20 protein-coding genes are annotated in these 24,645 nt (G+C 57.4%); 12 read left to right on the forward strand and 8 right to left on the reverse strand.

The features are described 5' to 3' along the window. Positions 1 to 175: 175 nt before the first annotated feature. Both EP166_RS10430 and EP166_RS10435 read right to left on the reverse strand, forming a co-directional pair. On the reverse strand, positions 176 to 1,942 hold the full coding sequence (locus EP166_RS10430) for an acyl-CoA dehydrogenase C-terminal domain-containing protein (protein ID WP_127556747.1): 1,767 nt from the start codon (positions 1,940 to 1,942) through the stop codon (positions 176 to 178). Positions 1,943 to 2,215: 273 nt separating this feature from the next. Next, positions 2,216 to 3,997 carry an acyl-CoA dehydrogenase C-terminal domain-containing protein gene (locus tag EP166_RS10435; RefSeq protein WP_127556748.1) on the reverse strand — a complete coding sequence of 594 codons (1,782 nt, stop codon included), beginning with the start codon at positions 3,995 to 3,997 and terminating at the stop codon, positions 2,216 to 2,218. Positions 3,998 to 4,487: 490 nt separating this feature from the next. Here EP166_RS10435 and EP166_RS10440 point away from each other — a divergent pair, with 490 nt between their 5' ends. Continuing rightward, positions 4,488 to 4,970, forward strand: a complete 483-nt coding sequence (locus EP166_RS10440) for a fasciclin domain-containing protein (RefSeq protein WP_127556749.1) — start codon at positions 4,488 to 4,490, stop codon at positions 4,968 to 4,970. A 92-nt stretch (positions 4,971 to 5,062) separates the two neighbouring features. Here the strand turns inward: EP166_RS10440 and EP166_RS10445 are convergent, their stop codons facing one another. From EP166_RS10445 to EP166_RS10465, 5 genes are all read right to left on the reverse strand, one after another. After that, positions 5,063 to 5,989, reverse strand: a complete 927-nt coding sequence (locus EP166_RS10445; protein WP_127556750.1) for an NAD(P)-dependent oxidoreductase — start codon at positions 5,987 to 5,989, stop codon at positions 5,063 to 5,065. Positions 5,990 to 6,035: 46 nt separating this feature from the next. Then, on the reverse strand, positions 6,036 to 6,818 hold the full coding sequence (nagB, locus tag EP166_RS10450; RefSeq protein WP_127556751.1) for a glucosamine-6-phosphate deaminase: 783 nt from the start codon (positions 6,816 to 6,818) through the stop codon (positions 6,036 to 6,038). Between the two features lie 261 nt (positions 6,819 to 7,079). Then, entirely contained in the window at positions 7,080 to 8,222 is a 1,143-nt protein-coding gene (gene nagA, locus EP166_RS10455; protein ID WP_127556752.1) for an N-acetylglucosamine-6-phosphate deacetylase, read from the reverse strand. 82 nt (positions 8,223 to 8,304) lie between these two features. Continuing rightward, positions 8,305 to 9,081, reverse strand: coding sequence for a GntR family transcriptional regulator (locus EP166_RS10460; protein WP_127556753.1), 777 nt, complete (start codon positions 9,079 to 9,081; stop codon positions 8,305 to 8,307). Then, positions 9,081 to 9,962 (reverse strand): glucosamine kinase nucleotide-binding domain-containing protein, encoded by an 882-nt coding sequence (locus EP166_RS10465; RefSeq protein WP_127556754.1) that lies wholly within the window; start codon positions 9,960 to 9,962, stop codon positions 9,081 to 9,083. The genes EP166_RS10460 and EP166_RS10465 overlap by 1 nt, the downstream gene beginning before the upstream one ends. A gap of 333 nt (positions 9,963 to 10,295) precedes the next feature. Between EP166_RS10465 and EP166_RS10470 the strand changes: the two genes are divergently transcribed. The 11 genes from EP166_RS10470 to EP166_RS10520 all read left to right on the forward strand — a co-directional run bounded on the left by EP166_RS10470 (position 10,296) and on the right by EP166_RS10520 (position 24,150). Next, entirely contained in the window at positions 10,296 to 12,173 is a 1,878-nt protein-coding gene (locus EP166_RS10470) for a beta-N-acetylhexosaminidase (RefSeq protein ID WP_127556755.1), read from the forward strand. A gap of 168 nt (positions 12,174 to 12,341) precedes the next feature. Continuing rightward, entirely contained in the window at positions 12,342 to 13,595 is a 1,254-nt protein-coding gene (locus EP166_RS10475) for an ABC transporter substrate-binding protein (protein ID WP_127556756.1), read from the forward strand. Positions 13,596 to 13,832: 237 nt separating this feature from the next. Further along, positions 13,833 to 14,825 (forward strand): carbohydrate ABC transporter permease, encoded by a 993-nt coding sequence (locus tag EP166_RS10480; RefSeq protein WP_246026271.1) that lies wholly within the window; start codon positions 13,833 to 13,835, stop codon positions 14,823 to 14,825. Between the two features lie 7 nt (positions 14,826 to 14,832). Further along, entirely contained in the window at positions 14,833 to 15,675 is an 843-nt protein-coding gene (locus EP166_RS10485; RefSeq protein ID WP_127556757.1) for a carbohydrate ABC transporter permease, read from the forward strand. A 656-nt stretch (positions 15,676 to 16,331) separates the two neighbouring features. Beyond that, positions 16,332 to 18,686: an efflux RND transporter permease subunit gene (locus tag EP166_RS10490; RefSeq protein ID WP_127556758.1), complete on the forward strand. Its 2,355-nt coding sequence runs from the start codon at positions 16,332 to 16,334 to the stop codon at positions 18,684 to 18,686. Next, the gene (locus EP166_RS10495; protein WP_127556759.1) at positions 18,686 to 19,498 is read left to right on the forward strand and encodes an outer membrane lipoprotein-sorting protein; all 813 of its coding nucleotides are present in this window, start codon (positions 18,686 to 18,688) and stop codon (positions 19,496 to 19,498) included. The genes EP166_RS10490 and EP166_RS10495 overlap by 1 nt, the downstream gene beginning before the upstream one ends. Further along, a complete protein-coding gene (locus EP166_RS10500) occupies positions 19,498 to 20,853 on the forward strand; it encodes a DUF1302 family protein (RefSeq protein ID WP_127556760.1) in 1,356 nt (451 codons plus the stop codon). Before EP166_RS10495 ends, EP166_RS10500 begins: the two co-directional genes overlap by 1 nt. A gap of 79 nt (positions 20,854 to 20,932) precedes the next feature. Next, complete coding sequence (locus tag EP166_RS10505) at positions 20,933 to 21,613, forward strand: TetR/AcrR family transcriptional regulator (RefSeq protein ID WP_127556761.1); 681 nt, start codon at positions 20,933 to 20,935, stop codon at positions 21,611 to 21,613. 42 nt (positions 21,614 to 21,655) lie between these two features. Further along, entirely contained in the window at positions 21,656 to 21,952 is a 297-nt protein-coding gene (locus EP166_RS10510) for a 2Fe-2S iron-sulfur cluster-binding protein (RefSeq protein WP_127556762.1), read from the forward strand. Between the two features lie 336 nt (positions 21,953 to 22,288). Then, positions 22,289 to 23,674: an AlkA N-terminal domain-containing protein gene (locus tag EP166_RS10515; protein ID WP_127556763.1), complete on the forward strand. Its 1,386-nt coding sequence runs from the start codon at positions 22,289 to 22,291 to the stop codon at positions 23,672 to 23,674. After that, positions 23,671 to 24,150, forward strand: coding sequence for a methylated-DNA--[protein]-cysteine S-methyltransferase (locus EP166_RS10520; protein ID WP_127556764.1), 480 nt, complete (start codon positions 23,671 to 23,673; stop codon positions 24,148 to 24,150). The genes EP166_RS10515 and EP166_RS10520 overlap by 4 nt, the downstream gene beginning before the upstream one ends. Here the strand turns inward: EP166_RS10520 and EP166_RS10525 are convergent. Continuing rightward, positions 24,109 to 24,570: a GNAT family N-acetyltransferase gene (locus EP166_RS10525; RefSeq protein ID WP_127556765.1), complete on the reverse strand. Its 462-nt coding sequence runs from the start codon at positions 24,568 to 24,570 to the stop codon at positions 24,109 to 24,111. The two genes, EP166_RS10520 and EP166_RS10525, sit on opposite strands and share 42 nt — an antisense overlap. Between the last annotated feature and the right edge of the window lie 75 nt (positions 24,571 to 24,645).

Below are 24,645 nucleotides of genomic sequence, written 5' to 3' on the forward strand. Positions count from 1 at the left end.
CTGGGGTACTCTTTAGACGATAGTCTAGACCAAGGTTATCGGACAGATTAGAAAAAACTGAAGGAAGTGAACGGTTACTGAACAAATGCGTTCCGGAATCGAGAACACCAAACGTAGAAGAGGGGTTGTTAAGAAAAAGACAGCCCGCCAATGGCGGGCTCGACACTAACAGATGTTAAAAGGCGTCGGCGGGGGTCGCCATAAGAGTTTCGCTGCCAGCCAATACCTTGGCGTGATAACCCAGAGACTCGGGCAGCAAACGTTGCATGAAGAACCGGGCGGTCTCCAGCTTGGTGCGATGAAACTCTGAGTCCCGCGCTTTGGCCGCGTTGGCCATCATCGCCCACATGTAGGCGTAGGCGGTGAGGCCAAAGAGATTCAGGTAATCGCAACTGGCGGCACCAATGGCGTTCGGGTCGTCTTTCACCTGGTTCAGCACCGCTGTGGTGGCATCATCCAGCCGGGCCAGCGCATCCGCGAGCGGACCGTTGAATTCAACCAGATCGGGAGTACTGCCAATAAACGCCTGAACTTCCTGCTTGAAACTCTGGAAGAAAGCACCCTGATTGGCCGCAATCTTCCGGCCCATCAAATCCAGCGCCTGAATGCCGTTGGTGCCTTCGTAGATCTGGGCAATGCGGGCATCGCGCACGAACTGCTCCAGGCCCCACTCACGAATGTAACCGTGGCCGCCCAATACCTGCTGGCCAAGCACCGTGGCATCCAGCCCGCGATCGGTAAAATACGCCTTGGCAACCGGTGTCAGTAAGGCAACCAGGCCTTCGGCTTTGGTGCGCGTTGCGTCATCCGGGTGGCCCTTGGCCATATCCAGCCACATACCGACATAGGCCGCAAAGGCACGACCGCCCTCAGTGTAGGCACGCTGAGTCAGCAGCATACGGCGGACATCCGGGTGCACGATGATCGGGTCGGCGACCTGATCCGGCTGCACTTTACCGGCCGGAGACCGGCTCTGAATCCGCTCCAGCGCGTACTCGCGCGCAAGCTGATACGACACATCACCCAGGCCGATGCCCTGCAAGCCTATCGACAGGCGCTCGTAGTTCATCATGGTGAACATCGCCGCCAGGCCGCGGTTTTCTTCACCGACCAGATAGCCTTCCGCGCCGTCGAAATTCATCACGCACGTCGCCGACCCTTTAATGCCCATCTTGTGTTCAATGGAGCCACAGGCCAGCAAATTGCGCTCACCCAGCGAGCCATCGGCGTTCACTTTGAACTTGGGCACAACAAAGAGGGAAATGCCTTTTGGCCCGGCGGGGGCATCCGGCAACTTGGCCAGCACCAGATGAATGATGTTTTCATTCAAATCGTGCTCGCCACCGGTAATGAAAATCTTGGTACCAGAAATTTTATAGTTGCCGTCATCGCCAGGCACCGCCTTGGTCTTCATAATGCCCAGATCCGTACCACAATGTGGCTCGGTCAGACACATGGAACCCGACCAGCGGCCTTCGTACATCGGCGGCAGATAGGTTTGCTTCAGTTCATCACTGGCATGGTGCAACAGGCACAAACAGGCACCGGCGGTCAGCGCCGGATACAGCGCAAACGAGGTATTGGCCGCATAAACCATTTCCTCGAACATCACCGTCAGCATTTTCGGCATGCCCTGGCCACCAAACTCAGGGTCACCGCCCAAACTCAGCCATCCGCTCTCGGCGTAGGTCGCGTAGGCTTCTTTGAAACCCGTCGGCGTTGTCACTTCGCCGTCTTTCCAGGTGCAGCCTTCCTCATCACCCTGGCGGTTGATGGGGAACAGCTCGTTTTCACAAACGCGCGCGCCTTCTTCAAGAATGGCCGACACCAGATCCGGCGTCACTTCTGACGTAGTAGGCATACTGGCCCACAGGTCGTCGGCTTTGAACACGTCGTGCAGTACGAACTGCATGTCCTGAATGGGTGCTTTGTAATTTGCCATGATCGGTTACCTGGTTATCTGGGTCAGATAGCTAGTAAAACAAACCACTGTCTTACATCACTAATTTTCGAAATCGGCTACAAGCCAAGTATCAGGTGCCGGGGATCGCTATCCGGGGTAGTTCGCAACAGGGATGTTGCGATCTAGGCCCCACGGACGGGTCCACGCCGACCCCGGATAGCTATCCCCGGTGCCTGATACGCACTCCCGCCACCAACAGCAAATCCGACCTGTACTTGTCAAAGCGGGCTCATCAGAGCCCGCTTCAAAGGTTTAAAACGCGAAGTGCGCTTCATCCAGTGCCATGGTGCTGTCGACACCGGCCAACATGCAGCCCTTATGACCGGCTGTACGTGGCAGAATGCGGTCGAAATAGAACTGGGCCGTGGTCAGCTTGGCCTGGTAAAAATCGACTTCATCGGTGCCAGCGGCCAGGGTTGCCTGAGCTTTTTCAGCCATCAGTGCCCAGTAGTACGCCAGCACAGCGTAGCCTGAGTACATCAGGTAATCGACCGCGGCACCGCCAACTTCCTCGCGGTTCTGCATGGCTTTCATGCCGATCTGCATGGTCAGGTCGCCCCACTCTTTGTTCAGCGTCGCCAGCTGTGTCACCATCGGTTTGATGGCTTCGTTCTCAGCGTTGGCCTTGCAGAACTTGTGCACGATCTTGGTGAAATTCTTCAGCGCTTCACCCTGAGTCATCAGCACTTTACGGCCGAGCAGGTCGAGTGCCTGAATACCCGTGGTGCCTTCATACAGCTGGGCAATGCGGTTATCGCGAACGATTTGCTCCATGCCCCACTCTTGAATGTAGCCATGACCACCGTAAACCTGCACACCGTGGTTAGCGGCTTCAGTTCCCACCTCGGTCAGGAAGGCCTTGGCAATCGGCGTCAGGAAGCTCAATAGATCGTCGGCTTCCTTCTTCTGCGCCTCGTCTTTGCTGTATTTGACCAGATCGACCATTTGGCTGGCGTGCATCATCATCATGCGGCCGCCTTCGGCAAAGGCTTTCTGGGTCAGCAGCATGCGACGCACATCGGGGTGAACAATGATCGGATCTGCCGGCTTTTCCGGTGCTTTCGGGCCGGTCAGGCTGCGCATCGCCAGGCGATCACGAGCATACGTCAGCGCGCCCTGGAAGGAGAGCTCGGCCGAAGCAACACCCTGCATTGCCGTACCCAGACGAGCAAAGTTCATAAAGGTGAACATGCACTTCAGGCCCTGGTTCGGCGGGCCGATCAGGAAGCCTTTTGCGCCATCGAAGTTCATCACGCAGGTGGCATTGCCGTGAATGCCCATCTTGTGCTCGATGGAGCCGCATTTGACATCATTGCGGGTACCATCAGGCAGGACTTTCGGCACGATGAACAGCGAAATGCCTTTAGTGCCTTCCGGTGCGCCTGGCAGACGGGCCAGAACGATGTGGACGATGTTCTCGGCCATATCGTGTTCGCCGGAAGAGATGAAAATCTTGGTGCCACTGATGGCGTAAGAGCCGTCGGCGTTTTCTTCGGCCTTGGATTTCAGCGTGCCCAGGTCAGACCCACAATGCGGTTCAGTCAGGCACATGGTACCGGTCCACTCGCCTGACACCAGCTTCGACAAGTAGACTTCTTTTTGCTCATCGGTACCGTGCAATTCAATGGTATTCATTGCGCCATGCGACAGACCCGGGTACATGCCCCAGGCCCAGTTGGCGGTAGAGACCATTTCCGACACCACATTGCCCACCGAGTCGGGCAGGCCCTGGCCGCCGAACTCAGTCGGTTGCGCCAGTGATGGCCAGCCGTTATCGACCCACTGCTGATAGGCCGCTTTAAAACCGGTTGGGGTGGTCACTTCACCGTCGTTCCAGGTGCAGCCTTCCTGATCGCCCACCTGATTCAAGGGTGACAGTACTTCTTCACAGAACTTGGCGGCTTCACCCATGATGGCATCGACCATGTCGCGGGTAGCATCTTCGGCACCGATGGCCTGGTAGTGGGATTCTGCGTCAAGCATTTCATGCATAACGAATTGCAGATCGCGCAGGGGGGCTTTATAAGCTGGCATTGTGTTCACCTCAACAGGGCCCGTAGGCGGTAAGCGGCCAGCGCGGTTCAACCAAAACGTAAGCGGGCGGAACCGAACCGACTTCAGTGTTCAAACGATCGTTTGAAACATACGTTCGCATTCAAACCAAGTCAAGCGCCATTCGCACTGTGCTCACAGGTTCGGGCCCGGCCTGGGGTATTGCTTCCTTTCCGGCATAAACTGTCTCATTCCTGTCGCGATTGACCCGGGAAATCACCGGCTTGCATCGCCGGGCTTCTTTACTTTTTAACGACATCCGGCGGTCTACCAGCCCGTATACGAGGGTCAATATAAACTGGTTTGACGGAATATTTTGCGTGAGACACCCAGATTTGCTTAACAAACCGCCGGATGAGCCAGATGCGTATCTAGGGGGCAGTTCGATCTGTCGAGTGCAGATCCTAACCTTAAAATCGCCGGATACCGATTATCCCGCGAACCGATAACGCACGACAGGAGCTTTACTGATATGAATTTGATCAAACGCGCAACCATTACCCTGGCTTCCGTAGTCTTCGCAGCAACGGCGTTTGCAGGCGCTCACATGGCCAGCAAAGACATCGTTGAAACCGCCGTCGAAGCCGACGACTTCAACACCCTGGTAGCCGCTGTTCAGGCCGCTGGTCTGGTGGAGACGCTGCAGGGCGACGGACCGTTCACAGTCTTTGCCCCGAACGATGCCGCCTTCGACAAGATCCCGAGCGCTACTCTGAACAGCCTGCTGGAAGATCCGGAAGCACTGGGCGCTATTCTCGGCTTGCACGTCGTGGCCGGTAAAGTCATGGCCGAGGACGTCGTAGGCCTGAGCAGCGCCGAAACCATTACCGGTGAAACCCTGACCATCGAAGTAATGGGCGGCAATGTCATGGTCAATGGCGCAACCGTGATCGCCACTGACATTGAAACTTCAAACGGTGTTATTCACGTGATCGACACTGTGATTACCGAGTGATCTGATATCTCTTTCAGCGTGATGCGTTAACGGGCTTCGGCCCGTTTTTTTTGCTTCACTGTGACTCACCCCGAGCCTGACGAAGGGCCTGCTCAGTACTCCCGGCTCAAATCTACCGGGTACCGGGGCGGCTCGCCGGCCCTGACCTGGCGCAAGTTATCGATCGCCAGCCGAATGACATCCGACGGATCACTGATCGAGGCAATGTGCGGCGTGACCCAGATGCTCGGATGTGACCAGAGCGGGCTCTGCGGTGGCAGCGGCTCTGTCTCGAACACATCCAGAATGGCGCCACTGAGCTGCCCGACTTCAAGCGCAGGTATCAGATCATCTTCAGCCAGCGAGGCGCCTCTGCCCACATTCATGACGACAGGCTGGCGCTCGCACCGTGCCCAGAGTTCGCTGCCGAGCAGTCCACGAGTGGCAGAAGTCAGTGGCAATAAATTGATCAGATAATCCGCCCTGGCCAGCCCGGCATTCAAACCGGGCTTCCCGGTCAGGGATTCAACCCCGCGGAGTTGCTTCGGCGACTGGCTCCAGCCACTGACCCTGTAGCCCTGCACCACCAGTGCTTCTGCAACAGACTGGCCCAGCTCACCCAGCCCCAGAATCAGCACCTGCTCACCCCAGCGGCCATCATGCCAATCCCAGCGCTTTTCGTTGTGAGCCTGAACCAGTCGCGGCATATCCAGCTGCCAGTTGCTCAACTGTGCACAGACATAACGCACCATCCGGTCTTTCAGAGACTGGCCCATAAAACGGGCCACTGGCCAGCCGGCCGGAAAACCCGCATCCAGCAAGTGATCCACTCCGGCGCCCCAGCTTTGCACCAGCTTCACCCCGGTATAAGCCGACCAGTCTCTGATTTGCGGCTTCCAGGCGAGCACCAGCTCAATGCTGGCCGGGTCATAGTCTTCACCCGGCAACCAGACGGGGTCGGAAATACCCAGTCGCTTAAAATCGGTTTTAATCGCATCGAGCCGGCTTTCGCTGCCGGTCATATCCACCAGAATGGCCATACTGCATCTCTGTTATCGGAGTGAACTCGCTACCCTATCACAGAGTTCAAACGCCGGGCAGGCGCTGATTTTCCTGCTCGATGTACTGATAAAACGCCACATCTTCCAACTGACTGGCCGCTGCCCGGTCTAGCACCAGCGTGGCTTTGGGGTGCATCTGCAAGATAGACGCCGGGCACCGTGCCGCGAGCGGCCCCTCCACCGTCGCCCGCACCGCCGCTGCCTTGCCCTCACCGGTCGCCAGCAACAGAATCTGCCGCGCCTCCATAATGGTACCAATGCCCATGGTGATCGACAGATGCGGCTGAAACTCACCGGCTTCAAAAAAGCGTTGATTAGCCTTCACCGTATCCGGCGTCAGCGTTTTAACCCGGGTGCGCGACGCTAGGCTGGAGCTGGGTTCATTGAAACCGATGTGACCATTGCGACCGATGCCCAATAACTGCAAATCAATCCCGCCAGCGGCCTTAATCGCGGCTTCATACGCATCGCAGGCGGCCAGCGGCTCCTCGGTAGCACCATCAGGAACGGCGGTATTGGCCAGATCAATATCCAGATGCCGAAACAAATGTTCATTCATAAAGTAGCGATAGCTTTGTAGGTGCGTACCGGCCAACCCTAGGTATTCATCCAGATTAAAGGTTCGGGCTTTGGCAAAACTCAGTTCGCCGCGTTGCACCCGTGCTATCAATGCGTTGTACAACGCAATTGGGGTTGAGCCTGTGGCCAGGCCCAGTACCGAATCCGGCTTGTGTTTTAACTGATCCGCGAACCGGTCTGCGCCATAGTTGGCGACTTGCTCGGGTGTATCCAGAATTACGATTTGCATATCAACGACTCGAAAGATGATTAAATGAAATGTTTGATATGAGTTAGACAGATGCTAAGGGTTAGAAATTCGTACGGTTCAACCACTGACTATCCAAGGATCGCCGGGTGTGCCGACTGAAGGTCGTGAGACAGCATGGATGCTGTCTTCGAGCCCCCACGGATGGGTTCACGGCGTACCTTCAGTCGGCATACCCGGCGATCCGATCGGCGCAATAGGAATAGCAACCACCCAGCCAGATTTGGCCGCAGAATTTCGGACTCATGGCACCAACCTAACACCAGCCCGCCAGAGCCCCTTCACGTTCATGGCGTCATCAAACCAGGTAACATCGGCTATGCGGCCCGGTCGCAAACTACCGAAGCGGTCGTCTATGCCGAGGTATTCCGCCGGGTAGCGACTGGCCATGGCAATGGCTTCATCGACTGGCACCTGCAAGTGCTCGCAGCAATAGCGCACCGCATCGACCAGGGAAATGGCGCTGCCGGCGAGTCGGCCCGCCGCATTGACCAGGCGACCATCGACTTCTGAAATCCACTCACCATAGAGCCGGAATTGCTTGTCGACCGATCCGATGGTCGCCATCGCATCGCTGACCAGATAGACCTTGCCTCTGGGCTTGGCTTTCAAGGCCAATCGCAAAGAGGCCGGGTGCACATGAATGCCATCGGCGATCACGCCGCACCAGGTCTCATCACTGGCCAGAGCCGCTCCAACCACACCGGGTTCGCGACCGGTTTGCGGACGCATGGCATTGAACAAATGAGTAAAGCCGGATAAGCCAGCATGGATGGCCGCGTTGACCTCATCAAACACCGCATTGGTATGGCCGGCGCTGACGCGCAAGCCCAGCGACGCCATGCGCTGGATATCCGCAACCGCCACCTGTTCTGGCGCCAGCGTCACAATGCCCGGAATGGTCGCCGCCCGTTCCAGCCACTCCCAGTCGGCTGCCTCCAGTTTGCGTAACTGATCCTGATGGTGCACCCCGTTGCGTTCATTGCTGAAAAACGGGCCTTCAACATGAATGCCCAGAATACCAAAATGCGGATCGGCACTGGCCGCAATGGCGGCGTCTACCGCCTGCTCGGTCACCTTGCGGGTATCGGAAATTACGGTCGCAAGAATGCGCGCTACGCCTTTGCGGGCATGGCCTTCGGCCATCGTCTTCAGGGTCGATAAACTCGGGTCATTGTTCAACAGCGCGCCGCCGCCGCCATTGGCCTGCAGGTCCAGCAGACCCGGTGCCAGCAAGCCGCCTTGCAAGGATTCTGTAGCGTAATGCGAGGGGATGTCGCTTGGCGAAACCCGACCCACCAGGGTGTCGCCTTCAATCAGAAGCGCACTGGTACCCAGTCGTTCAAAACCGTCAAATACAGCGGGGGCAATTAATGCCGTATGCATACTCTGTCCTTCCTGGCCGAACCCGGTACAAACCCGGGTTAATGACGGAATGATCGGTCTTGTTCCGGCCAGGCCAACAGGCTCAGGCCGGCATCGCCGATAATTCAGTCACAAAATCGTAGATGTCACCCCGGTACCAGGACCGGGTAAATTCCACCGGGCGGTTGCTGCCATCGAAGCCCTGGCGTTCGATGTACAGCACCGCATCACCCGGCGCGATGTTCAGATGCCGCGCCACTTCGGCATCGGCGTTGTGCGCAGTCATGGTTTGCAGGGCGCGAACCGGCCGGGCATTGGCTTCATCGAGCGCCTGATACAGCGACACGTTCACGTCCTTAGCGTCAGCAATGATGCTGCCGGGCACCGAGGCAATCTCGTAGGCCATGGGGGTTTCACTGGCAAAGCGCACCCGGGTGTAACGACCAACCCGGCTTCCGGGCGACAGATTCAGCGCCATGGCTTCGCGTGGTGAACTTTGCACCGTTATCCGGCTTACCCATTCCGACGAGGGCTCAAGGCCCCGGGTAATCATGTCTTCGGTAAAGCTGTTCAAAACCGAGAGGTTCTTGTGAATCGACTTGCGTTCGCCTGAGGTCACTACCGTGCCCGCACCCTGGCGCTGGCGCAGCAACCCTTCGTTCACCAGAGCTTCAATGGCCTTGCGAACGGTGACCCGGGAAACACCCAGCGCAACGGCCAGCTCACGCTGGGGCAATAAATAGTCGCCGTCTTTGAGTAAGCCTTCGTGAATGGCCTGGCTCAGGGAGCGGGACAATTGGGTGTAAAGCGACCCCGGGCGATCCGGGTTCGGGGTCAGAAAATCGATCAGATCCTGATCGTTAAGCGGTGCTGTGGCCATCAGTCGGGACTCCTCGTCTGGGCCAACCGCAATGCCCCGTCCAGTGCGTCGCCCTGCGCGGTGCGCAGCTGCAAACGATGCCGCTCTGCCAGCAAGGGGCTTACCCGGGCGGCCAGGCCGCCCATCACAACAAGTGGCTGGGGGGTCGGGCTCAGGGCGTCCAGCAGACGATTCAGGATATCGAGCTGGTCAGAGACGATCTGGCGGGCAATGGGGTCGGCCTGGTCATACCAATTCATTACCAAAGGCGCCAGCTTACCATAATCGACGGACCTGGCCTTTTGGGCCCAACCAATAAGACCACTGGCCGAATCATGGTGCAGCGCCCAGATTGCACGGGTCAGTTCAGTGCCTTCAATCAGGCCGTCCCGTTGCCAGAGAGCATGCCGCACGGCTTGCATACCCAGCCAAGCGCCACTGCCGCCGTCGTCCAGCGGAAAGCCCCAGCCAGAAACCTGACGCCACTGCCCTTGCTGGAACGACACACCAATCACGCCGGTGCCAACCACCAGCAAGGCACCGTCGTCACCGTCATGGGCGCCAACACAGGCAATCTGGCCGTCGTTCAATAACTGGAACCGGTCAAAGCCATGGGGTCGCGCCATAAACGCGGCCGCAGCAGACTCGATTTCAGAGCCCGCCAACCCGGCCACAACCACCAATCTTTTCCGGTCGGCCGGTTGCAGGCCACTGGCCTGTAATACACTGGCCGTAGCCTGATCAACAGAGGCCCAACTGGTCTCAACGCTCTGATACACGTTGGCACTGCCGGCACTGGCTTCAGCCAGCACCTGGCCATCGCCATCTGCCAGCCGAACCCGGCAGGAAGTCCCACCCCCGTCGATCCCCATAAAAAGAGGCGAACTCGTTGCGGTTGTCATTTTCCGGCGCCTCCTTTTTTTGTGGCTTAATCCGTGCTGACTACCGGGTTGGCTTCTCCGGGGTCGGCGTGAACCCGTCCATGGGGCCTAGGCTTCGGCATTCATGCCTCAGACTACCCCGGATAAGCCTACCCGGCAGTCAGCACTCGGTATGTCATCAATTTGGGCATTTAAAACCATTAATGACAGTCGTTCAGGTTACTTGTTGTTGCTACTCTGATCTCAAGTTTTGACAGCATGGCGGTCAGAATTATTTCGGGCAAGAATACGACCTTTCACTGGCCATGACAATACCAATATAATACCTTTATAAAAAACACCAAGGACTCAAACATGACATTAACGGCCGAACTCGCCATCACCGCCCGGGATGGCCACTACCATTTGATTCTGACATTGCCACAAGCGGTAGCCAGGGAACCGGGCGCAACCGAACTCTGTTTCAGTATCGCGCACCCCATGGACCTGTCGAGCCTGGAAGGCGCCCGGTTGCTGGATGCCCAGGGCGACTGGCATCGCCTCGAACTAGAGACACCCTGGACAGGCCAACAGGCGGTGACCGTGAGTTTTTCAGGTAAGAATGAGCTGAAAAAGCTGACCGATCGCCCCTACGGTGTTTATCTGGTTCAGGGTGAGCAACGCCTGCCGGTTCGGTTCGAAGGTGAAGCAGAGCGACACTGTATTAAACCCGTTGCGGTGCCCCCCGATACCCTGAGCTTTATTCCCAGACCCAGTCATTTAAGCGCTGACTCGCCTTCGATTCCCTGCCCGACTGCTCTGCGATTTATAGACTCAACCTCAGGCCCGGCCTGGAATACCGGCTGGTACCAGCGGCTCATTAGCCGGCTCGACGCCTCTGGTCCGGCACTGGCAGATGATGGTTTTCCCATTGAAGCCACCCTGGCTGACGACCTTGCTGAAAGCTTTCGACTTACGGTCAATAGCCTGGGCGCTGAATTGAGCTATCGAGATGAATCGGGCTTTTACGCTGGCCAGGCGTATCTGATGCAGTACCTGCTGCAATGGATTCTGGCGGGCTCACAACCGGGCGTAACACTGGCTGGCGCGCCCGCTTTTTCGTATCGCGGTGTGCATCTGGATGTGGTACGGCACTTCTTTCTAGCAGGTACTGTCCAGGGTTGGCTGGATATCCTGGCTTTGTTGCAATTCAATCACTTTCACTGGCACCTGACCGATGACGACGGCTGGCGTGTGCCGAGCGAGGCGTACCCGGAACTGGCGCGCATTGCGGCCTGGCGGGGGCACGACCTGCTTGTATGTCCGCAAATGGGCTCCGGTTCAGAGCCCTACGGCGGAACTTACGCGCCTGATGACATTCGTGACACCGTGAGCATCGCACGGGATCTGGGCATCACCGTGGTACCGGAACTCGATATCCCCGGCCACGCCCGGGCCCTGCTGATTGCTTTGCCAGAACTGTTTGAGCCAGACGATGCCTCTGTTTACACCAGTGTTCAGCACCATCACCGCAATGTGATCAACCCCGCCTTGCCGAAGACGTCTGAAGTGATGAAAACCCTGCTCGACGAGTGGTGCTCACTCTTTCCCGGTCCCTTGTTCCATCTCGGGTCGGATGAAGTACCTGACGGTGTCTGGCAGCGGTCACCAGCTGCACAGGCCTGGTCCGAACAGAACGGTCAGCCTGCTGATGCCTTGCACGGTGCTTTTATGGCCGAGATGGAACGTGAGGTTCAGGCACGGGGCAAAACCGTCGTAGGGTGGGAAGAAATTCGCACCGGACAGGCCGTTTCCACCGACACCTGGGTGATGTCGTGGCAAGGCATTGAGGCTGGCCAGGCCGCCGCCGAAGCCGGCCACCCGGTGATCATGACCCCCGCCCATCATTGTTATTTCGATCTGGCCGTGACGGATCAGCCTCTCGACCCCGGTTACTATTGGGCTGGTACCGTCAATCTGAAAAAAGCCTGGTCGTTTGATCCACTGGCTGGCCTCTCTGACGCCGCTAAGGCAAAGATCAAGGGGGTTCAGGCCTGTTTATGGACCGAGATCGTCGAAACCCCGCGCCACGCCGAGTACATGTGGTTTCCACGCCTGCTGGCAACCGCCGAGGTGGCCTGGGGCACAGGCGCGGAGCGCACTTTTGCCCAGTTCGAACGGGATGCCCGGGTAACGATGAACCTCCTGGCTCACCTTGGTATTGCCGCTCGTGATGAAGCCGCGAGCTGGTAAGCAACTGATTTAATTGATTATTTTGAGAGAGACTCAAAAAAGCAATAAGAAAAATCCGGCTGGTTATTGCTTGGTACTACTATTGGTATTATATTGGGCTTGCCCTTATCGAAGCATTCATTAAAAAAAGATCACAGGCTGTGATCTGCCAACAATAAAGAGGTTCATATGAAACTCATCAAAAAGACCCTGGTTCTGGCGACTGCAGCGGCCACACTTGCTACCAGCCACCTGGCCTTCGCTGAAAGCACAACGGTAGAAATGTACAGCTGGCGCATTCAGGACGAGGCGCTGATTGATTACATCAACGAGAAAAACCTGATCCCGGGTGTTCAGATCAACCTGAACGTTTATACCGAAGACATTGAATCCAAGCTGCGCATCGACATGCAGACCAACCGGCCAGACCTTTACCATGCCAAAGCCGGCTCTGCCTGGATGCAACCCTGGATCGACGCAGGTGTTGCAGCTCCGGTCAGTGACCTGGGCATTGATATGTCAGCCTTTGGCGAGGCTGCCCTGGCGGGCGCAACCGGCAGCGATGGCCAGGTTTATGGCGTGCCTTTTGTGATGCAGATGGAGTCCATTCTGTACAACAAGTCAGTACTGACCACGGAACCGACCAATCTGGAAGAACTCGAAGCCACCTTTGAAGACCTGAAAGCTCAGGGCATCGTGCCTCTTCACGTCGATGGCCGGGACGGCTGGTACCTAAACCAGGTACTGCACGAAACACTGCTGGCGGGCCTGACCAGCGATGAATGGGCCCAGGGTGTTGTGGAAGGCACGGCCTGCTTTACCGACGACATTTATGTTGACGCCATGGCGCGATTTAAGTCCTGGCAGGACAAAGGCTACCTGAACCCGAACCCGATGGCGGATGACTACGGCGCCATGCGTACCGGCGTAGCACTGGGTACCTCGGCGATGATGATCGATGGCATCTGGTCTGCAACCCCGGCCTCTCCTATGTATCAGATAGATCCGGAGCTGCAACTGGGCTACATGGCCATTCCGGGCTCGGCGAATAAAGTCTATGGCTTTACCGATGCACACCTGGCCTACAACCCGCAGTCTGATGACATTGAAGCGGTCGAGAAGGTGCTGGAATTTTACGCCTCGCCGATGTTCGCACAGTTGTTTGCCGACCTGGTCGAAGCCGTACCTGCGTCAAACTACCCGGTTGACGTAAACAATGAGCGCGTGCAAATGGCCTCAGAGATGATCGCCAACAACTCTCTGGTCGCCCAGCCGTTCTTTGCCGACTCACTGATCAGCGTCGACCCGGGCTATCGCCCATTGGTCTCGGAAGGTCTGCAAGAGTTACTGGCGGGCAAGATCACCCCACGCGGTCTGGCTGAAAAGATTCAGTCTGGTCTGAATCAGTCGGATTACATAGGCGCGGCTAACTGCGCACTGTGACTCGAGTCTCGGTGGCCATGGTCCGCGTCGGCTACCGGTGATGCTTCTGTGGGGTCGGCGTAAACCCATCCATGGGGCCTAGGCCGCAGCATCCATGCTGCGGACTCCCCCACAGAAGCATCACCGGCATCCGCCGCTTGCATCCCTGCCAACGCCAAAAACTTGGGCAACACATGCTTGAACGGGTGCCTCTTTTAAGCTCCCGCTCCCTCTTCTCTACCGCCTGCAAATGTGACTATGATGACACGACATGCCCCCGCTGAGCCTTTGGCTCCACTGAGCACCGCCGACATGCCAGACGACAAACAAGCCAGCCGTGTAAAGCTCAGCTATCGCACGATTGAAAAAATTCAGCGCACGCTGCTGCTAACGCCCGGCGTACTGCTCTACAGTGTGTTCAATTTTATTCCGTTGCTGATGCTGTTCTACCTGAGCCTGGTCGACTGGCCCGGTATTGGCCCGAAAGAATTTGTTGGCCTCGACAACTTTGCAAAAGTGTTGACCCAACCCTATTACCGCGATCAGATGATCAACGCACTGCTTCAAAATGTGATCTTTTTTACGGTCATCATTGGCTGCTTTTTGATTATTGGTACTGGCCTGGCGCTACTGCTGAGTTTTCGCACTTACGGTCGGAAAACCTATCAGGTGTTGTTCTTTTTGCCCTACCCGATGGCCGGGGCTGCCGTTGCTTATTTGCTCGACTTATTTGTGCACCCGCGCGGCCCACTGAACGCGGCACTTACCCAATGGGGCCTGGCCGACGCGCCCATTCCCTTTTTAGGCTCGGAAGACACGTCTCTGATTACCATGGCGTTGTTTTACTCCTGGCACCGCATGGGGTTCGCCATCATTCTGATTTTGTCAGGCATTCTCGCGGTTCGAACTGATCTGCTCGAAGCCTCAATGCTCGATGGCGCCAGTCGCTGGCAATCGATCCGTCATGTCGTGTTCCCGGTGCTTGGCCCGGCCTTTATTCTGATCACGGTGATCGTGCTGGTCGATGTGTTTAACAACGCCGATTACATTCTGCTGATCATGGGGCCAGAGGCGGGCCCTCTGCGCTCAACCGACATCATGGGTACCTTTTTGTTCCGCACCGCTTTTGGCGGCAGTGCTGACACCACCGACACCAATTTCGGGCTGGCTGCGGCCATTGGGCTGCTAACCGCACTGATGATATTACCGGCGGCCATCTTCCTCGCGCTGCGCAATCTACGGAAAACCTGAGGCCGTTATGGACAAGATTTTCAAGCTCAACAAACGTGAACAATTGCTGGTGCAATTCATCATGCTCGCCTGGGTCGCCGTGGTTCTGATTCCCTTCGGCGCAGCCGTACTCAACGCGCTAAAGCCCAACGTCGGGCAGGTATTTCGCGAACCCTTCGGCCTGCCAGACCCCTGGACCTGGAGCAACTTCGCCAAGGCCTGGGTCAACGCCAATTTCGCGCAATACTTTGCCAACTCAACCATTATCGCGGTCAGTTGTGTCGTGCTCGTTACTTTCTGCGCCAGCACCACCGCCTTCGTGCTGGCACGGATGCCGTTCAAAGGCAGCACCTTTATTTTTATCTGCTTTCTATTCGGCGTCATCATCCCCATCCGGCTCGCTCTGGCACCGCTGTTCGACATTGTGCGGTCGCTCGGCCTGCTCGATTCACTGCTTGGGGTAATACTGGTTCAAAGCGCCAGCATGATGCCAGTGTCGGTGTTCATTCTGGTCAGCTTTATGAAAGGCATTTCCACCGAGCTGGAAGAAGCCGCCAAGATGGACGGCGCCCTCCCCTTCACCCTCTACTGGCGCATCATTTTCCCGCTAATGCGACCCGCCATCGCCACCATTGCTCTGCTGACCTTCGTACAAGCCTGGAACGAATATTTTCTGCCGCTGATCTTTTTACAATCAGAAGCCAACTACCCACTCACCCTGGGCCTGCAACGCTTCAACCAGCAATTCTCAATCCAGTGGCACATGATGTTCGCAGGCATCCTGATCATGATGGGCCCCACCATCCTAGCCTTCATGCTGGCCTCCAAGCAGTTCATTGCCGGGCTTACACAGGGTGGCGTCAAGGAGTAGGGGGTTGCTCATGCTCCCAGTTACTCTACCTCCGGGGCTGGAGGCGGGAGACTGGGTACTGTCATTCGGGGTCGCTGTAAATACATCCCTGTACGCTTGACTTCGGGATATGAATCCCCTCCATGGGATTCACCCTCCGGGCTCGCTGCGCTCGTGCTAAAACGCTCCCGGCGTTTTAGTCCATGCCTCAGACAACCCCGTACGACAGCATCCGACCCCCTACCCATTTGTTTCCTGCGGTTTCTCCAACCCAATTTAATAACAAAAAACTCATACGAATATTCAGTTCATTGCCAGCCTTGGCAACCGCCAGCATAGAAAGTTCTTTAACTACTGAACTATAAACCTGCCAATCTGCTCTTGCCGGTAAAGGTGCGAGTGCAGGGCAATGGGTGGCTCTTTCGGGGGAGTTTGAGGCATGGATGCCGAAATCTAGGCCCCATGGATGGGTTCACGCCGACCCCGAAAGAGCCACCCATTGTCCTGCACCCAAACTCCCAGCCTTCCTCTCTTGACCTTCCTCCCACTGAACCCTCCAGACTGCCTCCGCACAAATATTTACACTGTTATATTTACACCGTATATTTCTAGTGATAAGTTTGCACCGTTAACTTAACACCATAAACATAATGAGTGATCAACACAGGAGCATGACAATGAACGGATTGATACGGGGCTGGGCACGATGGGTGGTGCGCGGTCGCTGGGCTGTACTGGCCCTGGTGGCTGCGGCTATGGGCCTGGCCTTTGTGCCGATGGGCAACCTTTACTATGACAACTCCAATGAGCGATTCTTCCTTGAAGATGACCCGAACCTGGCGACGTTTAACGACCTGCTGTATCGCTTTGGCGATGTCGAATACCTGTCAGTCGGGATTGAAGCCCCCGCTGGCGATGCCGACCTGTTTACGCCGGAAACGCTCGGTGTGATCGATGAGCTGACCCGGTTTCTCGAGGACCGGCCAGAAGTGACCCAGGTGCGGTCGCTGAGCAAGTACCAATACACCCACTCGGGTGGCGGTATGTTAAGTACCGATACCGTATTTGAAGAAATTGATAACCCGACCGCCATTGCGGACGGCCGCGAGATCATGCTCGGCGAAGACATGGCGCTGGGCAGCCTGCTGACGGAAGACCTGCGCCACACCCGCATTGCGGCTCGGGTGCAGTATGAATCGGGCACCAGCGAACTGAAGATGTCGCTGATGGCCTCGCTGCGCGACTTTATCGCCGAACAAGGCTATGAGGCACAGGGTTACCCGCTTCGGCTGAGTGGGCAGCCGGTGTTCAATGAACAGTTCGAAGTCTTGTCGAAAAGCGATCAGGCCTGGATCAACCCCGCCATGGCGCTGGTGATGATTATTATTCTAGCGTTCAGTTTTCGCTCAGTTACCGGCACGCTCGTGCCCTGGGTCTTGATCGGCAGCGCTATTACGCTGGTCACCGGCATTCAAGGGCAGATGCGCTGGCCGCATTCGGTGGTTGAATCGGCCCTGGTACCTGCGCTGATTATCATTGGCGTAGGGGTTTCGGTGCATGTTCTGGTCGAATTCTACCGGTTTCGTGGTGAGGGTCTGTCGCCCAAAGAAGCGGCTCAGCGCACCATTGAACACCTTTGGGTGCCAGCGTTTTTTACCGCCTTTACGACAGCCGCAGGCTTTATGGCGCTGAGCGTTACCCAATTGGTACCTGTACAGCAATTCGCCTGGTTAGGTGCCATTGGCGCTATGATGTTGTTCTTACTGGCGATGACCCTGCTGCCGGCGGTGCTGAGCTTTATTCCCTGGTTTTCCGACCGCACCCGTCACAGTGTCGATACCGGCCTGGTTGCGCGCATTACCACAGCGGTGCCCGGCTTTACGTATCGCAACCGTCATCTGCTGACGCTGCTCGGTGCCACCTTACTGGCCATCAGTTTGGCGCTGATTCCGCGCATTCAGGTCGATTCAAATTTCATCACCTACTTCAAGGAATCCAACCCAACCCGGGCGGACCTGACTTACTTCGATGAACAGTACAACGGCATTCAAAACGTTGATCTGATGATCGACAGTGGCGAGATACGCGGCATTCACAACCCGGTCTTTCTGAGCGAAGTGGACCGCCTGCAAAGCTGGCTGGAAACCCAGCCGGAAACCGGTGAAATCAATTCACTGATCGACTTTCACAAGCGCATAAATCAATCGTTGAATTTCGACGACCCGGCCTATTCACGCCTGCCCGACTCCCGCGAAATGGCGGCTCAGTTTCTGTTGTTGTACGACAACAGCGGCAGCGATGAAGACCTGACTGACGCGAAAGATTTCGACGAGCGTTGGCTGCGCATGTCGGTGCCGATTCGCAACATGGCCGCCAGTGACACCTCCGCCTTTCTCGACCGCTTGAAACAGGAACTGCGCGATGAGTACCCGACGCTGACCACTGAAATAAGCGGTAGCATGGTGATGTACAACGCTCAGGATGAGTACATTAACCAGGGCATGTTCCAGTCGTTTCTGGTCGCGCTCGGCATCATGGCCGTCAGTTTTATGGTGTTATTCCGCTCGCTGAAATACGGATTGATCGCGCTGGTGCCGAGCATTGTTCCGATCCTGATGACCGGTGCCCTGCTGGTGATTCTCGGCATTCCGCTGAACCTCGGCACCATGGTGGTCGGCGCGATGACCATGGGCATCGCGGTCGATGATGCCATTCACATGATGAACCGCTATCTGCGTGCCCGTGCACGTGGCATGACGGCATCGGACGCCATTACCGCTGCCAGTGATCAGGCTGGCCGAGCGGTGATCTTCACTTCCATCGTGCTGGTGCTTGGTTTCAGCATGATGCTGTTTGGCTCCTTTATTCCTTATATCTACACCGGGCTGTTCGCGGCCAGCATCATGGCGCTGGCCCTGCTGGGTGATCTCATCTTCCTGCCTGCCCTGCTGCACCTGATCGACGGCCGCAAGGTCGTTGAACCCAGCCCAAGGGCCACGCTATCAACGTCGTCTACCGGAGGAACCCTGTAATGTCTGTTTTCAAACTTGTCACGATCACGTCGCTGTCACTGGCCGCCTTACTGAACGTTGCCCAGGCGGAAACCTTCAGCGCCCGCGAGATCATGGAGCGCGTCGATGACCGTTACACCGGCGACTCTTCCGTCTCCGACGCCAACCTGATTCTGATTGATCGCAACAATCGCGAACGGGTGCGTGACCTGCGGTTGTACTCACTTGAAGAAGAAGGCATTACCAAGGCAGTCACCTATTTTCTGGCACCAACCGATGTCGCCGGAACCGCCTACCTGAGTTACGACCATGACAACCAGGAAGACGAGGCCTGGCTGTATTTGCCAGCACTGAAACAGGTGCGCCGGGTCGCCGCCGGGGATCGTTCCAACTCCTTCATGGGAAGCGATTTCAGCTATTCGGACCTCAACGGCACCACGCTTGAGTGGTACGACTATGAGCTGCTCAGTGATGACGAAAGCGTCGACGGCCACCCGGTTTGGAAAATCGAATCGCGTCCCAAACCCGAGTTCGCTGAACAGGTGTCCAACGAAACTGGCTATGAGCGTTCCCACTTGTGGATTCGCAAAGACAATTTCATGCAGGTTCAGGGGCAGATCTGGGTGGAGCGCGGTGGGCGAGTTAAGTATTTCAGTGCCCGCGATATTGAAGAGGTCGATGGTATCTGGACCGCCCATCGCATTCAGATGATCACCACCCGCAATGGCGAGCGCGAGCATGGCAGCGTATTCCAGATCAACGAGGTGACGTACAACGACCATACCGACCCTAGCCTGTTCACGACCCAGGCGATGCAACGAGGGGTGAACTGATGACTGCTTCCCCCTTACCAAGGGCTGTGCTGGGTCTGGCATTGGCAATGCCCGGCCTGGCGCTGGCCGAGGATGACTTTTTCGGCGCCCTCGACACCCAGGCGACCGCCACCGAGCCGGCCTCACAAAGCCCGGTGCAATGGCTCGGCTGGGTTCAGCACAAGATCGCCTATGGTTACCGGGCACCCGAGCCCGGTCCAAGCCGGGACCGGGCCGCGCTGACTCGCCTTGAGACCCAGTTTTACGGCCAGATGAGCGCTAGCCACAAGGCTTGGTCCGTTCGGCTCGCCGGGTCACTCACTTACGATGCCTTACCAGACCTGAGCGACGCGGGTGCCTGGGAGACCCACGATTTTACCGACGCCCAGGCCGAAGAACGCCGCTGGCAGGCCCAATGGGCCGATAGTTACCTTGGCTGGCAAGACGGCAACTGGTGGCTGAAGGCCGGTTACCAGACGCTGGCCTGGGGCCAGGCGGAATCGCTGATCGTCACGGATGTGGTGGCCCGTCGCGACCAGCGCTGGCCCGGCCAGCAGGACCTGGAGCAGACCCGGTTGCCGGTGCCTGCTCTCACCCTGAACTGGGCCGGCAAACTGGATGTGGCGGTGCTGGGCTGGGCTGAAACTGACCTGACTCCGGCCCCCTTTGACGACTTCGATCAACGCGCTGGCTTGCGTGCTAGCGGCATCGACATCAGAGACGAAGAGGCAGAGAACCCGCTGGGCATAGCTGTGCGCTGGCAACAGCGCTGGCCCGGGCTCGACCTGACCTGGCTGGTGGCCGATGTGAATGCTTTCGAAACCACACTGAGTGACGTCAGCTACAGCGGTGCTATTCCCGAAGCCGCTACTTTTCAGCCGGAACGACGCCGGGTGCTGGGCCTGAGTGCCCAGCTCGCCCGGGGCTCCTGGCTGCTGAAAACCGAGCAAGCCTGGCACCAGGGGGTGCAGCACGCGACGGACAACGCGCTGGAACCCTGGGTCGGGTCCGATGAATGGCGCTCGATGATCAGTGCCGATTACAGCGGTTTCCGTAACCTGACACTGACGCTGGAAGTCGCCAGTCAACTCTTGCTGGACCCACCAGACGACATTGCCGATGACGAAATACGGCTGTCGCAATCGGCACGGGCCCGTTACACCACCTGGAATGACCGGTTGGAACTGACCGCCCAAGGCGTGAACTTACCCGGTGACGCCGGGCAGGTCGTGCGGCTCGCCGCCGACTGGCAAGTCAGCGACCCGCTCTCGGTTGGCCTGAGCGTGGTTGACTACCTCGCTGAAGAGTCAGACCAGGCCCTCTATGGCGTGCGCAATCAGGACGCGGCGATCGTCAACTTGCGTTACGGCTTCTAGTGCCAACTGGAACTCATGACGGGCGAAACACTGGCTCCATTCTGGTAGACTGGCCGGTGTTTCGGTTTTGGGTGTCCACATGAGTCGTCAAAAGAAATCCAGTTACCACCATGGCAATTTGCGGGTCGCGTTAATGGACGCCGGTTTCCGGTCGCTGGAAACCGGTCACCTGGAAGATTTGAGTTTACGCGCTCTGGCCAAGGAAGTCGGGGTAACGCCAACGGCGGCCTACAATCACTTTGCCGACAAGATGGCCCTGATGGTTGAGATGAAGACTGAGGGCTTCCAACGCTTCGATGCGTTTTTAAACTCGGCCCTGGTGTCTGTCAAAGATGCCTCACCGGAAGACAAGGTACGCACTCTCGGCCGCGCCTATATGAATTTTGCGTTTGAGCATCCGGGTATTTTTAATCTGATTTTCTTCTGGACACCGGAGCAGAAATACCTGACCGACGCTCTGGCCCAAGCGGCCGCTTGTGGCGAAAGTCTGTTAAAAGGCATCGTCGCCGAAATGCTGCAGGTCGATGGTATTGAACTGAACGACTACCAACGATCTGTGGCGTCCTTCAGCGCCTGGTCAATGGTTCATGGTATTACGCTCTTATTGAAAACCGGCGTGGTCGATGCTGTGACCTATTGCGGCAACTGGCCCCAGGAATTCTCCAGCCAGAACCGGGAAGCCCAGGCACACATTCTGGAGCACCTTCTGGAAATTCAAATCGAAGGTCTGAAACGCGTACTGCCTGGCGTCAAGCCTTAAACCCTCTTTCTACAAAGCCACCAAAGGAGCAGAGCGACAGCAATGACGACCGTCTCCATACAATGGCAACAGGCCCCCGTCGGCTATATTCAGGGTGACCCGAACCTCACCCTCCATCAAAACCTCGATAACCAGGGCATCACCCTGCGCAAAGCCTGTGACAATGGCGCCTGCGGCATTTGCCGCTGCCGCCTGACCTCCGGCGCCATCGATTACCGCGGCCGCCACCCCTACGGATTAAACTCCGGCCTGCAAGCCGACGGCTGGATTCTCCCCTGCATCGCCTTCCCCAAAACCCATGTAAAACTGTCGGACTTGCGAATTGAAAGGGAAGCCTGAGGATCGTTAACTGAGTTAGAAATTCCTTAAATTTAACCTCGGCTACAACTGAGGACTACGGGGTGTGCCTATCCGGGGTAGTCCGCAGCAGGGACGCTGCGGCCTAGGCCCCATGGATGGGTTTACGCCGACCCCGGATAGGCACACCCCGTGGTCCAACAACCTTTGTAGAGTCAGAAACCATCGAAGCCAGTTGGCCGCTGAATTTCTAACTCAGTTAACGAGTCGGACATTGCCTCAATAAAGGTTTCCGTCCCTCTCACATTCAGTTCCGTTTCCGGCCAGTTTTTCGTGGTTCCCGGGTTACACTAGTGGTCATGAGATGAGGAAACGCCTGTGACCGACCGCCACTACCAACAAGCCCGACTCGCCCGCGACCACCGCTTCGATGGCCGGTTTTTTGTGGCGGTTAAAACCACCGGCATCTACTGCCGACCTATCTGCCCGGCACCAGCACCAAAGGAGCAGAACGTCTGCTATTTCGAAACGGCCATTGCGGCCGCTAACGCCGGCTTTCGTCCCTGCCTGCGTTGCAGGCCAGACAGTGCACCAGCGTCCTGGGCCTGGAAAGGCACGGATACCACCTTGGAGCGAGCACTTCGTTTGATTGATGACGGGGCTCTGATAACTGGTAGCGTTACTGACCTTGCAGATCGGCTGGGCATCACCAGTCGTTATCTGGGCCTGTTGTTTCAGCGGTCTGTCGGCACCAGCCCGAAGCAGTATGGGCTGTACCAGCAAGTGCTGTTCGCCAAAAGCCTGCTGCAACAGACCGACATGCCGATCACTGACGTGGCACTGGCCTCCGGGTTCAGCAGCGTGCGCCGTTTCAATGACTGCTTTGCCAGCGTGCTGCAAATGACACCGCGTTCGTTGCGACGTCCAACGGGCAAACGAATTCAGGAACCGGGTATCCGGTTGTTGTTAAGCTACCGCCCCCCTTACGACTGGGCGGCATTGCGAGATTTCCTGCAGACCCGGTTAATTGAGACTCTGGAATGGTGTGGTGATGACCACTACGGTCGCACCTTTCGCCTGGCCAATGGTGCTGCCGGCCGCTTTACGGCCCGGCACCGGCCTGAGCGATTCGGGTTTGATGTTTCGCTTCAGTTCAGTCAAGCCGTACCCTTGCTGCCAGTGGTGCGGACCATCCGCCGGCTGCTGGATCTCGATGCCGACAGCAACACCATCGACGCTCATCTGGCGCCGATTCAGGCAGAAGTTGGGCCGGAACGGCCGGGCTTGCGGTTGCCGGGCACCTGGGATGCGTTCGAAGCGGGCATTCGCGCCATTCTCGGGCAGCAAATCAGTGTGGCGGCGGCGCGCAACCTGGTGCGCCAGCTTGTGGCTGAGCAAGGGGAAGTGTTGAGCGGAGCGGACGATGAGCAGCGCCTGTTTCCCACCCCGGCGGCGCTGGCTAACAGTGATCTGGCCAGCCTGAAAATACCCGGGCGCCGGCGCCAGACGCTGATCGATTTCGCCCGCTTCTTCGACAACGAGCCCGACCAGGCCGCAGACCCGGAGCATTGGCTGGCGCTCAGCGGCATCGGCCCCTGGACGGTGAATTACGCCCGCATGCGCGGGTTGGGCGACAGCGATGTCTGGCTTGGGTCTGACCTCGGAGTGAAGAAAGCCCTGGGGCAGGCTAAGGGTGCCTGGCAACCCGCCGATGCCTCACCCTGGCAAAGTTATCTGACCTTTTATATGTGGAGCCTGCTATGAAACCGGTTTATCAGAGTTTACTGCCAACCCCAATCGGCACCGTGCGCATTCTTGCCAATGACGAGGCGATTACGCGCATCGATTTTGTCGAGGAGGCAGATGCCTCAGCTTATGCAGAGAACGACGTGACTCGTTTGGCCCGGCAACAATTGACTGATTATTTCGAAGGCCAGCGACAGACTTTTGATTTACCGCTGGCTCCATCGGGAACCGAATTCCAGCAAGCCTGCTGGCAGGCCCTGGTGCAAATTCCCTATGGCGAGACCCGCTATTACGCCGAGCAGGCCCGGGTGATCCAGCGCCCGAGCGCAGTCCGGGCAGTTGGCGCAGCCAATGGGGCCAACCCGATCTCCATTGTGGTGCCCTGCCACCGGGTGATCGGGAAAGGCGGGCAGTTGACGGGTTACGCGGGTGGGTTGGACCGAAAGGCCTGGTTACTGGCGCTTGAGCGGGGTGCTGTAGCCACTGGTCAGTGATTCGGGCAAAGCCACTGCGCCCACGGTGCGCTGATAGAATTCAATGGGGCCCGGGTCACCAATAAACGCATACACATACCCCCGAGCCCTCAGCCGATGCAGTGCATCAAGCAACAGGGCCTTGCCCAGCCCCAGGCCCCGGGCCGATTCGGCCACGCCGGTTGGCCCGAAAAAGCCGGGAAAGGTTACATCGAAACAGGCAAACCCCAAAATCTCGGTGCCACGACGCGCGATCAGTACCCGGCACGGGTGGTGACCCAGCCCATTGGCCACCTCGCTCGACCAGAGCGTGCCAAAATGGTCGCGCACCCAGTCGACTATCACCTCTCTGTCCCAGGTTTTGGCTGGCGTCAGTTCATACCCCTCCACCAGGGGAGGTATGACGGGCAAGTCAGACAAGGCAACAATCATATCGGTCATGCTCGGTTCCTGCTGGGGTCAAAGCCGACAATGTAACAGGCTGAGAGCCTGGTTTGGAAATCCGGACCACTGGCG

The organism is Saccharospirillum alexandrii (assembly GCF_004000275.1).
GTDB classification, from domain to species: Bacteria; Pseudomonadota; Gammaproteobacteria; order Pseudomonadales; family Natronospirillaceae; genus Saccharospirillum; species Saccharospirillum alexandrii.